Below are 13,074 nucleotides of genomic sequence, written 5' to 3'. Positions count from 1 at the left end.
TATCCGTAATGAATATCCAGTCCAACTTTTGCCATACGCTGCTGGCTGCGTGCAGCATCGTCTGCGTCGCCGTGCCAGCGTGGGCTCAACAGCCGCCGCTCAAAGTCGGGGTGATCGCGGCCGTGACCGGACCCGCCGCGCTCACTTTCGCTGCCGCGCGCAGCGGTGCCCTGCTGGCTCAGAAACAGATCAACGCTGCCGGAGGGGTGGGCGGTCGGCAGGTGCAGCTTCTGATTCGGGACGATGCCACCAATCCCGACTCGGCCTTGACCCACGCGAACGAGCTGGTGCGCACCGAAAAGGTCGACGTCATTGTTGCGCTGACAACCACGGCCAGCTCGATTGCCATTGGCGGGGTTACCACCGCGGCAGTGACGCCTCAGATCTCGCTGTCCGGGATCGGCCCCACGATCGAGCGTGAGCGCAAGTGCGTTGTGCATCTTGGTTTCAGCCAGGACGTCACCACGAAGGCGTTCCTTGCCTATGCGCGCAGCATGAACATGAAAAAGATGGGCGTGCTGTACGACTCGGGTTGGGGAACACTCATCTATGCGGAGCTGAAGCGGCTTGCGCCAAGCTACGGAGTCGAATTGGTCGGCGCCGAGAAGTTCGAGCAGGCCGCAACAGAAGCCACGGTCCAAGCGGCCAAGTTGAAGGCGGCCGCTCCCGATATCCTGGTCGCCGTCAGCAATACGGCCATGCCGTACCGGGAGCTGCGTCGGCTGCAGATGACCCAGACGATTCTTGGGGCCGGGACAGTCGCCTCGTATGAAGCGGTGAATGCCATGGGTGCTGCCGCTGACAACATCGTCCTGGTCGAATACATCGTCTCCGAGTCGCCTGCACCACGGCAGAAGCCCTTTGTCGAGATACACCAGAAGGAATACGGCACGCTGCCCAAAGGCGCTGCCATGATGGGCTGGGACGCCATCCAGATTGCCGCCGAACTGGGCAAGCGCGCTGGTCCAGGTGCCAATGGCGCCAAGATGTGCGCGACCGTGCGCGACCGCTTTCCAGGCGTCAGCTACGACTACAACTTTGCGGCGGAAGACCTCAACGGGATCAAACCTTCGCAGGTGGTTTTTTCGAAACTGGTGGCCGGCAAATTCACGCCGCTCGAAGTCAAGATCGCCGACTGAAGCGCCGCACGATCGAATAGCAGGACGGCCAAAGCCATGAGCATGAGTCTTTTAATCCAGGCGCTGATCGCCGGCGTGACGAACGGGTTCGTCTATGCCCTCATCGGGATGGGGCTGGCGGTGATCTTCAAAGGGAGTCACGTCATCAATGCGGCGCAGGGCGACTGTGCCGTGGTCGGGGCCATCGCATCGGTCTTGTTGCTGGCGCGCCTGAGTGTGCCGTACCCGCTGGCTGCGCTGGGCGGGGGCCTCGTCGGTGCGCTGCTCTGCGCCGGTATCGAGCGGGTGCTGGTGCGCCCCATGAAGCGCCGTGGCGCCGGGGAGGAGGCGTATCTGCTACTGACGATCGGGGTGACGCTGACCCTGTCGGCCGCACTGCTGTTCTTTCTGGGGCGCGGGAGCTACAGCCTGCCGACCCTTGGCAGCGATCACGTGTTTCTGGTCCAGGACGCCGTGCTCGTCGAGCATGCGGTATGGCTGGTGGCGGGTGGCGTGCTGCTGACGGTCGCGCTCCATGCATTTTTCCGGCATACCGCCGTGGGCCTGGCCATGGTGGCTGCCTCGATCGATCCCCAGGGTGCGGCCACCATTGGCATCGACGTCGGCCGCATGCGGACGTTGGCGTTCGCCACCGGTGGCCTGCTCGCCGCGTTCGCAGGCATTCTGGTTGCGCCGCTCGTGGCCATGGACTACCACGTGGGCATGAGCCTGACCTTGAAAGGCTTTGCCGCGGCAATTCTCGGGGGTCTGGCCAATCCGCTTGGGGCCGTGGCGGGCGGCCTCACCATCGCCTTGCTGGAGGCGTTTGCCATCACGTTCATTTCGTCGAGCTATAAGGACGTGATCGCATTCGGCCTGCTGATCGTCATCATGGTCGTGCTGCCGCACGGCATGCTGGGCCGCGCAGCCCGGGTTGGAGGGTGACGCGAATGGTCGAGACGGGAACTCGCGGCCTGTGCGCACGGATCTTGTGGTGGGGCCTGCTCTTGCTTGCCTGGGCCACGGCGCCGATCCTGCTTGCGCCTGCGCTGAACGATCTGCTGGTGTTGACTGGCCTCTACTACATCGGCGGGCTCGGCGTCGGCCTGGCACTCGGTCAGTGCGGGATCGTCAATCTGGGGCAGGCGCTGTTCTTCGGCATCGGCGCTTATGCAAGCGCCGCGCTGAGCACCCGAGGCGTTCCGGCGCTGGGCGGCATTGCTGCTGGAGCAAGTATTTCCATGGCCATAGCGGCGGCGCTCGGGTGGACCATCCTGCGCCTGCAAGGCTATTTCCTTGGCCTGGCCACGCTGGCGCTTGGCGTGATTGGATACACCTTGTTCTTTGAATGGGACGGCTTGACGGGCGGCAGCCTTGGGATTGGCGGCATCCCGAAGCTCACCCTGTTCGGACGCGCGACGGATTCAGCGGAATCGTTCTACTACGTCGTCTGGATCGCCGCTTTTGTCGCCACCTGGGTGGCTAACAACCTGATTCGCGGGCGAGCGGGCCTGTTGCTGCGTGCCGGCCGTGACAGTGGCGACGCGGCTGTCAGCCTGGGTGTGCCGCTGCGCGCCATGCGAACCGCAGTATTCGTATTGTGCGCACTGCTGGGAAGCCTGGCCGGGTCGCTCTTCGCGCATTACGCCAGCTTTGTCAGCGTCGACAGCTTTGGCCTCTCCAAGTCATTGCTCTTCCTGCTGGTCCCGGTGCTGGGAGGTATGCGCTCGCCCGCCGGCATGCTGGTAGGCGCGGTATTTGTGAGCTTCGCACCTTACTACCTGAGTCGGTTGGGTGACGCCCATCAAATGCTCTTCGGGTTGGTCATGATCGCCGTGGTTGTGCTGCTTCCTCAGGGGCTGGGCGGTCTGATCCCCATGTGGGTCAAGCGGAGGTCGCGTGCCTGATACCACTTTGCTGAAGGTCGAGGGACTGGGCCACAGCTTCGGTGCGGTGAAGGTGCTCAGCGGGGTGAGGTTCGACGTGCCAGAAAACGGACTCGTGGGGCTGATAGGCCCGAACGGATCTGGCAAGACCACGTTGTTCAATCTTATTTCGGGCTTCATCGAGCCATGTGCTGGCGCCATTGCGTTCGGCGGCCGACCGATGGCCGGCATGGCCGTGGAAGACCGCAGCCGCTGCGGGCTGGTGCGCACCTTCCAGACACCGCGGGTTTTCGAATCCATGACTGTCCACGAGAACATCATGGCTGGCTGCGCGAAGGTGCCCGGCGCCGGAATGCTGAGCGAGATGTTCGGCCTTCCCGAAGCGCGCAAGACGCGGCGCAGCATGGAGCAGGCTGCTGATGAAGTGTGCGCCCGTTTCGACTTGTGGAAGCTGCGAGGGGAACCCACATCCACACTGCCGGCCGGCCAGAGACGGGTACTGGAGATCGCCCGAGCCGTGATCGGCAGACCACGCCTGCTGATGCTCGATGAGCCGTCTTCGGGCCTGAACGACGCCGAAGTCAGGACGTTGCGGCAGTGGATCAATCGGCTGCGCGCCGATGGAATCTCGATCCTTCTCGTATCGCACGACATGGAACTGATGGCCGACGTGGACGTCGTGCATCTTCTCTACAACGGGGAGCTGCTCGTCAGCGGCGGCATGGCAACGCTCCAGAGTGACCCACGCGTGCGCGACATCTATCTGGGCGTCTGACATGTTGAAAATCGATGCGCTCAAAGCCGGGTATGGACCGCTCACCATCCTGCATTCGCTCTCTCTTCATGTGGCCAGCCGTGAGGCGGTCGCTGTGGTCGGGCCCAACGGAGCCGGCAAGACAACTCTGGTCAAGGCGTTGTGTGGCCTCGTTCCAGTCGTTGGCGGCCGACTTGCCAAGGATGGGCTCGACCTGACTCAGGCCTCCCCCCAGGCACGCCCGTCTTGTGGGATCGCGGTGGTGCTCGAGAACCGGCACCTGTTCGGCGAGCTGAATGTGCACGAGAACCTGCTGCTGGCTGAACGGCATGGCCGGCGCACGCGCGCGGAACACCATCGATTCGGCATGGACGAAGTGGTGGCCCTGTTCCCGATCCTGGGCGAGAAATGGCACCAACGCGTGCAGCTCCTTAGCGGCGGGCAGCAGCAGATGGTGGCCGTCGCCCGGGCACTTCTGCTGCAGCCCGACCTCCTCATCATGGACGAGCCTTCCACAGGCCTGGCACCCAAAGTGTTCAAAGACATTCAGGTGGTCTTCGAGAAGCTGCGCGAAAGGCGTGTCGCGCTGCTGTTGATCGAGCAGAACGTGCGCATTGCCGCGGCCATCGCCGACCGCGCCTACGTGATGTCCATGGGCCGTGTCGTGGACGAACTGGATGGCGCCGACTGGAAATCTGCGGCGCAGAGCGATCGCATGGTTCGCGCCTATTTAGGTCACTCCAATTCGTCCGACCCAACCTTTGACGGCTACCAGGTCAGCAAGTTCACCAACTGAGTCTGATCTGACTCGCGTGGAACTCCAATATGAAGATTGAATCGCCCCGGCTTTCATGGAGGCCGGTTGGTTTAAGTTATGCCGCCGCAGTGGCGGTCTGACTGGCGAGTTGCCGGTAATAGTTTGCCTCAGCTTCTGCAGGCGGGATGTAGCCGATGGGTTCGAGCAGGCGATGGTGGTTGAACCAGGACACCCATTCGAGCGTCGCGAACTCCACCGCCTCCTTGGTCTTCCAGGGTGCTCGACGATGGATCAACTCGGCCTTGTAGAGGCCGTTGATCGTCTCGGCCAGGGCGTTGTCATAGGAGTCGCCCTTGCTGCCCACCGATGGCTCAATGCCAGCCTCGCCCAGTCGTTCGGTGTACCGGATGCTGACGTATTGCGAGCCGCGATCCGAGTGACAAATCAAGCTGCCATCGCGCTCGGGTCGACGGTCGTACAGCGCTTGCTCCAAGGCATCGAGCACGAAGTCCGTGCGCATCGAGCTGCTGACCCGCCAGCCCACGATGCGCCGGGCATAAACGTCGATCACGAAGGCGACGTAGAGCCAGCCCTGCCAAGTCGACACGTACGTGAAGTCCGAGACCCACAGTTGGTTAGGGCGCTGCGCGCGGAACTGCCGGTTGACCCGGTCCAGCGGGCATGGGGCTCTGGCATCGCTGATCGTGGTCTTCACCACCTTGCCTCGCATCACGCCTCGCAGCCCCAGGCGCCGCATCAGCCGCTCGACCGTGCAACGCGCCACCGCCGTGCCTTCGCGTGCCAGTTGCCTCCAGACCTTGTCGGCGCCATAGACCTGCATGTTGGCCTGCCACACGCGCTGAATCGCTGACATGAGGGCATCGTCGCGTTGCGCCCTGGCGCAGCGCTTGTGCGGCTCGCGCAGCAGCGCTGCGTGCCGCCGATAGCCCGACGGGGCGACCTGCAAGACCTTGCAGATCGGCTCGACCCCGAAGGTGGCGCGATGCTTGTCGATGAAATCCCTCAGGACTTCAGCCGGCGGTCGAGCTCCGCCTGGGCGAAAAACGCGCTCGCCAGCTTCAGGATCTCGTTGGCCCGGCGCAGCTCCTTGACCTCGCGCTCGAGCTCCTTCATCCGCTGGGCCTCGCTGGCCGTGACGCCTTCACGCACGCCGTTGTCGATTTCGTCGCGCTTGACCCATTCGTTCAGCGACTGCGGCACGCAGCCGATCTTCGGTGCAATCGATTCGATCGCCGCCCATAGCGATGGGTACTCCCCACGGTGCTCCTGCACCATCCTCACCGCGCGCTCACGCACCTCGGGTGAGAACTTGTTCGACTTCTTCATGGCTCAATCCTCTCAGAGTGTTGAGCCTCCATGAAAGCCGGGGCGATTCAGCAAGCCCGACTCGGCTTGCTTGATGAAACCGATGATCTGCTCCTCGGTGTATCTGCTCTTTCTCATGTCCGTCATTCTCCAAGTTGACGGACTTCGCTGCCATTACGCTGGTACGGCTGGGAGGGGGCAGGTCAAGTGCTCTTCACAGTTCAGAAGGCACTTAGCTGAGTCCTTGCCTCTCTCAACTCCGCGGATACCGAGAGAGTCTCGGACTCACGACATAAAAGCAGTCCAAGTTTTTATCCGCACCCTCAACTGGTCACTTCTGGATGGAAATCGACAACGAAACGATTAAGCGGCGGACCCCGATACGCTTTCTACGCAGCGACGGTGGTCGCATCGTCACGCGCCCTAGGCTTGCGAGGTTGAATGATGTTGTTCAACAACCCGGAGCGAGCAAACTCATTCGCTAGTCGCCCCTGATGCGCGCACAACCTTGCCCCACATCTCTGTTTCGCTTTTGACGAAGCGGCCAAATTCGGCTGGCGTCATCGGCGCGGGGACGGCACCCATCTGATCCAACTTCTGGCGAACTGATGGGTCTGTAAGCGCTTTGTTGACCGCGGTGTTGAGCTTCATAACGACGTCAGAGGGGGTGCCTTTGGGAGCTAGCATCCCGAACCATGCCGAGACGGCGTAGTCAGGGTAGCCAGCCTCCGCCACCGTCGGAATGTCGGGAGCGCTTGGTGATCTTTCGCGGCTTGTCACTGCAAGCGCTCTCAGCTTGCCGCCACGGGCATGGGGCAGCGCGGAAGGCAGGTTGTCGAAGCTCAACTGCACTTGACCGGCAATCAGATCTTGAAGAGCGGGAGCACTCCCCTTGTAAGGAACGTGGAGCATGTCGATGCCCGCCTGAATCTTGAAAAGCTCGCCTGCCATGTGCGTTGAACCACCAGTTCCAGCGGACGCAAATGCCAGCTTGCCTGGATTCTTCTTGGCATAGTCCACCAGCTCTTTCAGATTTTTAATGGGGAGTGATGGGTTGACCACTAGCAGGTTAGGCGAGAGAAAGAAGTTGGCAACGGGCTCGAAGTCGGTCGTAATGTCAAACTTGAGGTTCTGGAACAAAGTCTGGTTGATCGCCGAGGTCACCGCAAAGACCAGTAGGGTATAGCCATCGGGCGTCGCGCTGCGGGTTTGAGCCGTAGCGAGGTTGCTGCTCGCACCTGGCTTGTTTTCCACGATGAACGTTTGACCTAGGCTCTTGCTCAACTCAGCTGCAATGATGCGCGCCGCAATATCTGTAGTACCGCCCGCCGCGAACCCCACCAGAACACGAACAGGGCGCTCTGGATAGTCAGCGAATGCCGGTGTTGCAGCGCACGCTGCAACAGCACTGAGACTGAGCAACGCGCGGCGAAGAGGCGGGAAGCGCCAGAGATTTTTCATGATGGCATCTCCTATAAAAATGAAATCGGAAAACTGAATCGAACTGCGAAGGACTACTAGACGGGCTCCAGCGCGCACCGGGCCAGCACCTTGACTCCATCGAGAAAATCCCTGATTTCCATGGCTTCATTCACCTTGTGGTTCCCGTTTTGGTTGCGGATGAGGACCATTCCCGCGGGCACGCCTGCGCGCGCAAACAATGCCGCGTCGTGACCCACCGTAGGCATGTTCAGGATGGCAAGTCCAAGATCGCGAGCTGCTTTTTCAATCTTCAAGATCAGGCCCGTATCCAGTTGAGCCGCCTCTGTTCCTACCCGAGTCCCGAAGTCGATGTCGGCGGGTGTGGCTGGTCTATCACGGCTATTTACACCTGAGGCTGCGACCGCACTGACCGCGCGCGGAGAAGGTCTCAGAGCGCAGTTGAATGAGATCGCTACCAAAGCAGGTTTCCCGATGCAGTTCACGGGTATCGGTTCGATGATGAACGTGCACATGTGCGAGGGACCGGTTCGCAGTATCCGCGAATTGACTGGAAGCAATTTCCCGCTGCGCGACTTGTTCCATTTCGACATGGTTGAGCAAGGTATCCTTGAGTTGGCTGATGCCGCCTGTGTAGCCGCGTTCCTGGATCTCACGCAGCAGCACGGTGGCCGGAATCCATCTGGGCCTGGCTTGCCCGATACGTTCATGCAGATAGGTCTTGTAGTCGTCGAGCTTGCATGCACGCGGGTCACGCGGCCCGTACCGCTGCGCGGCCTCGTCTCGCAGGTCCTGCGCACCGTATTGCGCGAGCAATCCAACTGCTTCGCGATCGCTCCGACACTCTCGCCCCTTCGGGCCATCACTTGTATCTCCAATGCTTGCTCCTGAGTCAACATCAGCAGCCTCACAAAGGCTGCCATGGTGGGTCACTTTTAATTCGGCGCAGTGTCTAGTTTTACATCGGCGCTAACATTTGGGTAAAGCGGGGTCGACTGCGCTCACTTTTCGGACGACTTCTTTGTCTCGTCGGTCAAGCATTGAACAAACAGGCGCGCAGCGGGAGTCAGTAATCCAACGTTGCGCGCTACAAGGGACAGACGCAAACGCGGCAACGCTTCCCTGACCTTGAGACGAACCAGCCCACCCGAAACGAGCGGGTCTTCGTGCAGCGTGCTCGAAAAGAGGGTAAGCGCGTCCGTGCCTCTCAGGATAGACAGAACGAACTGCAACGATTGGCACAGTAGCACGTCATTGGGCGGTGGCACCCCCAAGCCCTGCATTAAACCGGTCATTACCCGCAAGCCATGGCCGGGCAATAGCCACAGGCTTGATCGTAGATCGCGCAATGATCGGGCATTGGCCAAAGGATGCCCCTCTCGCGCAGTCACGACCATCGGCGACGTAAACAGCACTTGGCGTTCCATGCCGTCTGCAATCGGCTCATCCAACTCACTGATCACGGCAAAGTCGAAGCGCCCGCTCTGCCAGTGCATCCGGGGATCAATCAGGGTGATCTCATGCAGCTCGATTTGGACCCCGGGGCGCAGTTTTCGGAAGCTGTTCAATGTTGGCACTAGGACCCTCATAGCGGCCCCCGAACTGAACGCGATGCAGAGACTGCCGCCCGTGCCGTCCCTCAATTGCACCAGTTCATCCTCGGCGCGTCGCATTTCTGAAAGCAACAGCACAGCGCGCTGGTGCAGCGCCACTCCGAGCGCGGTCAACGTTGCTCCCTTACTGTCGCGAAGCAGCAGCTCCGCGCCCAAAGAGCGTTCGAGTTCACGTACGACGTAGGTCACTGCGGGTTGTGTAACCCCAAGTCGCCGAGCGGCAGCACGGATGCTGCCGCATTCGGCCACAACCTTGAAAACATGGAGTTGGTTCAGCTTCATAACAGGGTCGGATTGTCGCGGCAGATGCTTCCTTGAAACGGCCAACGCTCTGGAGCGGAGAAAAGGAATCTTAATCACCAGAGAAGAAATCTTGTCTTTTCGTTTTCTCTCGGTGTTTCTACATTCAGCCGGCAAGCAACCAAGAAACCTTTAGTAAATTTAGGAGACATCTCATGCGAAGAATTCCGATACGTTCACTGATGGCCAAAGGCCTCAAGGCGTTGGTGCTCGCTTTGGGGCTGAGTGCCGCGCATTCGGCCCTGGCACAGTCGTCGGCGCCACCGGTTCGGATCCTCGTCGGATTTCCGGCAGGCGGCGGTGTCGACGTGGTAGCTCGCCTTCTGGCAGAAGCGCTCGGGCAAAAACTCGGGCAACCATTCGTGGTGGATAACCGCACGGGAGCCGGCGGCCTGATTGCGGCCGCGGCGCTCAAACACGCTGCGGCCGATGGACAAACCGTTTTTCTATCCAACGACCACACCGTAGTCACGGCGCTACTGACGACGAAAGCGCCGGGTTTCGAGCCTTCGAGCGACTTTGTACCGATAGGCAATGTCGCGCAGATCGCAATGGGTCTGGCCGTGCACCCCTCCACGCAGTCGATGCGGCTGGATGAATTCGCGGCATGGGCCAAGCGCAACCCCAGCAAAGCCAATGTAGGTGTGCCTGCACCAGCCAGCATTCCGGAATTTGCAGTCAGTCTGCTGTCTGGCCAGTTGAGCATCGATGCCAAAGCCGTTGCGTACCGCGGCGGTGCGCCGCTGGCTGCGGATTTGGTTAGCGGACAATTGCCAGCCGGCATTACAGCTCTGAGCGAGCTATTGCAATATCAAAAGGCGGGCAAGATTCGTGTGCTGGCCGTCTCGGGCACACAGCGTTCGCCGCTGCTGCCCGAAGTGCCAACATTCGCGGAGCAGGGCGTCCAGGGTTTGGACCAGTCCAACTTCCTTGTCCTTTTTGCGCGGGCCGGCACCAGCGCCAAGGTGGTCGAGCGCTACAGCGATGCCTTGCGTGCGGTTCTCGCCGGTCCCGCATTGCGCGAGCAACTGCAAGCACTAGGCATGCAGCCGGATTATGCCGGCCCAGAGGCGGTGCGACGCAACATGCAGCGCGCGACGGACAACTGGGGGCAAGTCGTCAAACAGATTGGATTCCAGCCGCAATGATTGCCCCATTGGGCAAGGCCACCCGCGGCGAAGCCGTGCCAGTGTGCCGGATCTTTGAAAAGCGCCTCTATATTTCCAACCCATGAGCTATACACACCTCAAAGCCTATTTTTCTGAGCACTACGAGGACGCTCGCGAAAACTTTCTTCGCGCTGCCGCGCAGGCTGCAGCAGCGACAGAGCACCACCTGCTTCCCGGTTATCGGGGCAGCAGGGGTGAGGACCTTGCGATTGATGAAGCGCTGATTCGCTGCGAAAACGACGAAGCCCCGTTAGTCGTAATTTCTTCCGCAGTGCACGGTGTCGAAGGACATCTGTGGGTCGGGCTGCCAAACCGCAATGCTCAGCGACGAGGTATTGCTAAAGGTGGCGAGTCAGCGCGGTGTGGACCTGCTATTCTTACACGCGGTCAATCCGCATGGATTTTCCTACCTGCGCCGCGCCAACGAAGGCAACGTCGATCTGAACCGCAATTTCATCGACTTCTCGAAGCGGACCCAGCAGCCTGCGAATCTAGCCTATGCCGAACTTCATCAGCTGTTGCTACCACCTGCCTGGCCACCAAGCGCCGACATCTCGCAGGCCATCGGGTCCTATATAGCCAAGCATGGCGTCGCGGCATATCGTAGAGCCGCAACGACCGGTCGGCATAGCCATCAAGACGGGATATTTTGTTCTGGCAGCAAGACCTGCTGGAGCAACTTGGTTGTACGGTCCCTGCTGCGTCGTCATGCTTCGCGAAGGCCTGCCATGGCTTGGATCGATCTGCACACGGGGTTGGGACCTTCCGGCTGACCTGCCCCCTCCTGCCGTGCCATTCATAACGAGGAAGTCCGGGGTTGCAAGATTAATTGATCTCGGTGGTTGTTGAGCTGGTTCGAGCTGCATCGCCAGCGCGCCGGCGATGCAGCTCGGCGAACTTCGCCGGTGGCATTCGCTGGCAACTGCTGTGCGGCCTGACCTCGTTGTAGTCCTGGCGCCAGAGCGTGATGGCCGACCTGGCCTGCTGCAGCGTCTCGAACCACTGCTCGTGTCGCTGACGAAATCCATGCTCCACACCTCAATGACCGTCGTGGCCAGTTGCAGCGGCACGCGTTCGCTGGCGGGGCGTTTGACCTTCTTGCGCTTGCGCACAGCCAGGTTGGCAGCGCTGTACAGACGGTAGACGCGCTTGTGGTTCACGCCCGGGAAGTGCGGGCGCAGCATGTCGTGGATACGCCGATAGCCGAAGCGCAGACGTGCATGCGCGATCTCGACGATCTTGCTGCTGAGCTCTTGCGTCATGGCATCGGCCTCGGGTGGATTGCGATAGCTGTCGCGGGAGAGCCCCACAAGCCTGCATGCGCGTCGTTCGCTCAGATCGCAGTGCTCGATCATGGTGGCGACGGCGGCACGCTTGGCCTGGCCATTCGAAGTCCGCTGCGGCCGGAGCGGAAGTGAAACTCCGCTCCCCCCGAATCACGAAAGGCCAGTACTCTTCGTCAGGTGCGCGGAAGGAGCAATTGACTTCGGTCGGAAAGCATCCGCGACGGATGCTGCTACGATCTCGGCGGTCGCTGCTGAAAAGAGTCCCTCCCAGATGCCCGATCGATCTGCGTCCGCTGCGCCCGCAGCGGTATGCTGAGGGGGAAATACAGCGACGAAAGGGCGCGTTATGAGTTCTTCCGAACCCGACTCAAGGCAAGAGCAGGTGATCGTGTCGCTATACCCGGGCACTTACGCGCAGGAAGATCTGGCGCCCGCCAACAGCTCGGCGCGCAGATTCCACTGGACGGCTGCGGTCCCGTACGTCGTGTTTGTGGTCGGTCTTGCGATTGCCGTGATGTTCTCGACTTGAGCGTACGGTGGCCACCGATCCGGCCGCCCGGATCAGCGCCGAGCAGCATCACGTCGGCATGCGAGCCGCACCGCGCCTTCATCGAGTCGCAGTTGAAGCTCAACCGCAACGCGATGGCCGTGTACCAAGACCTGGTCGACCAGTTCGGTTTCACCGCGGCCTACAACTCGGTCAAGCTGCCGCGCCAAGCCTGCTTCGAGTTGCATACCCTCAAGTTCATCGCCGAAGGTGCCAACGCGCTGATCATCGGCAAAGCCTGGAACCGGGAAGAGTCACATCGCCAAGGCCGTGGCTTACCAGGCCACCCTGCAGGGTCACGACGTCCGGTACGTCGAAGCCGACACCGAGTTCGCACGATATGGGCTGTCCAGCCAGGCCGAGCAGGCTCAGATGCTGCGCGCCTACATCGAGCCCGCTCTCCTGGTGCTGGACGATCTCTTCCTCGCGCGTCGCATCAGCGAGGCCGGCGCCGAACTACTGCAAACCATCGTACACCAGCGCTACAAGCGGCGCCGCAGCCTTGTGGTCACTTCGAATCGCGTCGTGCAGGACTGGGGCAAATACCACGGCGACGCCACCATGGGCACCACCATCCTCGACCGCCTCATGCATCGCGCCGCGATGCTCGAGTTCGAGGGCAAGAGCTATCGACTCAAGGAGGCCGTTGCACGCATTGCACAAACCCCCGTCACTGCATAGTCCGACCCGTCCTGCCTGGAGCAGTTTGGGCGACGTGGCCGCGCAGAAGGCCGGTTTCTTCGAGAGCGAGATCACCCCGGTGAACATCCCGCAGAAGAAGGGCGAGGCCATCGTGCGCCGATCTCTTCCAAGTGCTGCTCAAAGGCGGCATTGGTGGGGCGAAGCTCAAGCCCACTGGATTTGAGTTCAGCGATGAC

General features: G+C 61.1%; 15 protein-coding genes, 5 pseudogenes and 1 other annotated feature. Of the genes and pseudogenes, 13 read left to right on the top strand and 7 right to left on the bottom strand.

Annotated elements, in window-relative coordinates:
• Positions 1-8 precede the first annotated feature (8 nt).
• Genes BLR24_RS06905 through BLR24_RS06885 form a run of 5 tightly spaced genes read left to right on the top strand, consistent with a single transcriptional unit; the run spans position 9 to position 4,554 of the window.
• Positions 9-1,139, top strand: a complete 1,131-nt coding sequence (locus tag BLR24_RS06905; protein WP_093014535.1) for an ABC transporter substrate-binding protein — start codon at positions 9-11, stop codon at positions 1,137-1,139.
• Positions 1,140-1,175: 36 nt separating this feature from the next.
• Positions 1,176-2,063, top strand: coding sequence for a branched-chain amino acid ABC transporter permease (locus BLR24_RS06900; protein WP_093014532.1), 888 nt, complete (start codon positions 1,176-1,178; stop codon positions 2,061-2,063).
• A 5-nt stretch (positions 2,064-2,068) separates the two neighbouring features.
• Entirely contained in the window at positions 2,069-3,025 is a 957-nt protein-coding gene (locus BLR24_RS06895) for a branched-chain amino acid ABC transporter permease (RefSeq protein WP_093014529.1), read from the top strand.
• 7 nt (positions 3,026-3,032) lie between these two features.
• A complete protein-coding gene (locus BLR24_RS06890) occupies positions 3,033-3,779 on the top strand; it encodes an ABC transporter ATP-binding protein (RefSeq protein WP_254787194.1) in 747 nt (248 codons plus the stop codon).
• Position 3,780: 1 nt separating this feature from the next.
• Positions 3,781-4,554, top strand: coding sequence for an ABC transporter ATP-binding protein (locus BLR24_RS06885; RefSeq protein WP_093014523.1), 774 nt, complete (start codon positions 3,781-3,783; stop codon positions 4,552-4,554).
• Positions 4,555-4,630: 76 nt separating this feature from the next.
• Here the strand turns inward: BLR24_RS06885 and BLR24_RS06880 are convergent.
• From BLR24_RS06880 to BLR24_RS06860, 5 genes and pseudogenes are all read right to left on the bottom strand, one after another.
• Positions 4,631-5,862 (bottom strand): IS3 family transposase gene (locus tag BLR24_RS06880; protein WP_093014519.1). Its coding sequence is split into 2 segments (ribosomal slippage): positions 4,631-5,574 and positions 5,574-5,862, totalling 1,233 coding nucleotides; the frame shifts between segments, so codons are not numbered across the junction.
• Positions 5,468-5,584: a sequence feature (AL1L pseudoknot), on the bottom strand. It overlaps the preceding gene by 117 nt.
• 453 nt (positions 5,863-6,315) lie before the next feature.
• Positions 6,316-7,302, bottom strand: coding sequence for a Bug family tripartite tricarboxylate transporter substrate binding protein (locus tag BLR24_RS06875; RefSeq protein WP_093014516.1), 987 nt, complete (start codon positions 7,300-7,302; stop codon positions 6,316-6,318).
• Positions 7,303-7,358: 56 nt separating this feature from the next.
• Positions 7,359-7,796, bottom strand: coding sequence for a M20/M25/M40 family metallo-hydrolase (locus tag BLR24_RS30645; protein WP_254787193.1), 438 nt, complete (start codon positions 7,794-7,796; stop codon positions 7,359-7,361).
• A 94-nt stretch (positions 7,797-7,890) separates the two neighbouring features.
• Positions 7,891-8,180: pseudogene (locus tag BLR24_RS06865) on the bottom strand (helix-turn-helix domain-containing protein); the annotation flags it as partial.
• A 102-nt stretch (positions 8,181-8,282) separates the two neighbouring features.
• Positions 8,283-9,176: a LysR family transcriptional regulator gene (locus BLR24_RS06860; RefSeq protein WP_093014512.1), complete on the bottom strand. Its 894-nt coding sequence runs from the start codon at positions 9,174-9,176 to the stop codon at positions 8,283-8,285.
• Between the two features lie 200 nt (positions 9,177-9,376).
• Between BLR24_RS06860 and BLR24_RS06855 the strand changes: the two genes are divergently transcribed.
• The 3 genes and pseudogenes from BLR24_RS06855 to BLR24_RS06845 all read left to right on the top strand — a co-directional run bounded on the left by BLR24_RS06855 (position 9,377) and on the right by BLR24_RS06845 (position 11,136).
• Positions 9,377-10,342, top strand: a complete 966-nt coding sequence (locus tag BLR24_RS06855) for a tripartite tricarboxylate transporter substrate-binding protein (RefSeq protein ID WP_175543206.1) — start codon at positions 9,377-9,379, stop codon at positions 10,340-10,342.
• Between the two features lie 82 nt (positions 10,343-10,424).
• Positions 10,425-10,643: pseudogene (locus tag BLR24_RS31255) on the top strand (DUF2817 domain-containing protein); the annotation flags it as partial.
• Positions 10,642-11,136 (top strand): DUF2817 domain-containing protein, encoded by a 495-nt coding sequence (locus BLR24_RS06845; RefSeq protein ID WP_302848486.1) that lies wholly within the window; start codon positions 10,642-10,644, stop codon positions 11,134-11,136. The pseudogene BLR24_RS31255 and the gene BLR24_RS06845, both read left to right, overlap by 2 nt.
• A 52-nt stretch (positions 11,137-11,188) precedes the next feature.
• Here the strand turns inward: BLR24_RS06845 and BLR24_RS31250 are convergent, their stop codons facing one another.
• Positions 11,189-11,398, bottom strand: coding sequence for an integrase core domain-containing protein (locus BLR24_RS31250; RefSeq protein ID WP_093014503.1), 210 nt, complete (start codon positions 11,396-11,398; stop codon positions 11,189-11,191).
• A 119-nt stretch (positions 11,399-11,517) separates the two neighbouring features.
• Positions 11,518-11,625 (bottom strand): annotated as a pseudogene (locus BLR24_RS31245) (hypothetical protein); the annotation flags it as partial.
• Here BLR24_RS31245 and BLR24_RS31005 point away from each other — a divergent pair.
• The 5 genes and pseudogenes from BLR24_RS31005 (at position 11,584) to BLR24_RS31240 (ending at position 13,061) form a co-directional block, all read left to right on the top strand.
• Entirely contained in the window at positions 11,584-11,781 is a 198-nt protein-coding gene (locus tag BLR24_RS31005; RefSeq protein WP_254787192.1) for a hypothetical protein, read from the top strand. The pseudogene BLR24_RS31245 and the gene BLR24_RS31005 overlap by 42 nt on opposite strands.
• 214 nt (positions 11,782-11,995) lie before the next feature.
• Entirely contained in the window at positions 11,996-12,178 is a 183-nt protein-coding gene (locus tag BLR24_RS30350) for a hypothetical protein (protein ID WP_139188734.1), read from the top strand.
• 8 nt (positions 12,179-12,186) lie between these two features.
• Positions 12,187-12,354 (top strand): annotated as a pseudogene (locus tag BLR24_RS31000) (IS21 family transposase); the annotation flags it as partial.
• Positions 12,352-12,877: pseudogene (locus BLR24_RS06830) on the top strand (ATP-binding protein); the annotation flags it as partial. The pseudogenes BLR24_RS31000 and BLR24_RS06830, both read left to right, overlap by 3 nt.
• Before the next feature lie 34 nt (positions 12,878-12,911).
• Positions 12,912-13,061, top strand: a complete 150-nt coding sequence (locus BLR24_RS31240; protein WP_175543205.1) for a hypothetical protein — start codon at positions 12,912-12,914, stop codon at positions 13,059-13,061.
• The last annotated feature ends 13 nt before the right edge of the window (positions 13,062-13,074 follow it).

It is taken from the genome of Variovorax sp. OV700, from assembly GCF_900099805.1.
GTDB lineage: Bacteria > Pseudomonadota > Gammaproteobacteria > Burkholderiales > Burkholderiaceae_C > Variovorax.
The sequence above is the reverse complement of the archived record's forward strand: the minus strand, read 5'-3'. Positions and strand labels throughout refer to the sequence as shown.

Coding starts and splice junctions, on each gene's coding strand:
- BLR24_RS06885 (WP_093014523.1), top strand. CDS start 3,781: ATGTTGAAAATCGATGCGCTCAAAGCCGGGTATGGACCGCTCACCATC.
- BLR24_RS06905 (WP_093014535.1), top strand. CDS start 9: ATGAATATCCAGTCCAACTTTTGCCATACGCTGCTGGCTGCGTGCAGC.
- BLR24_RS06860 (WP_093014512.1), bottom strand. CDS start 9,176: ATGAAGCTGAACCAACTCCATGTTTTCAAGGTTGTGGCCGAATGCGGC.
- BLR24_RS06855 (WP_175543206.1), top strand. CDS start 9,377: ATGGCCAAAGGCCTCAAGGCGTTGGTGCTCGCTTTGGGGCTGAGTGCC.
- BLR24_RS06900 (WP_093014532.1), top strand. CDS start 1,176: ATGAGCATGAGTCTTTTAATCCAGGCGCTGATCGCCGGCGTGACGAAC.
- BLR24_RS06875 (WP_093014516.1), bottom strand. CDS start 7,302: ATGAAAAATCTCTGGCGCTTCCCGCCTCTTCGCCGCGCGTTGCTCAGT.
- BLR24_RS30350 (WP_139188734.1), top strand. CDS start 11,996: ATGAGTTCTTCCGAACCCGACTCAAGGCAAGAGCAGGTGATCGTGTCG.
- BLR24_RS31005 (WP_254787192.1), top strand. CDS start 11,584: ATGCGCGATCTCGACGATCTTGCTGCTGAGCTCTTGCGTCATGGCATC.
- BLR24_RS30645 (WP_254787193.1), bottom strand. CDS start 7,796: ATGTGCACGTTCATCATCGAACCGATACCCGTGAACTGCATCGGGAAA.
- BLR24_RS06895 (WP_093014529.1), top strand. CDS start 2,069: ATGGTCGAGACGGGAACTCGCGGCCTGTGCGCACGGATCTTGTGGTGG.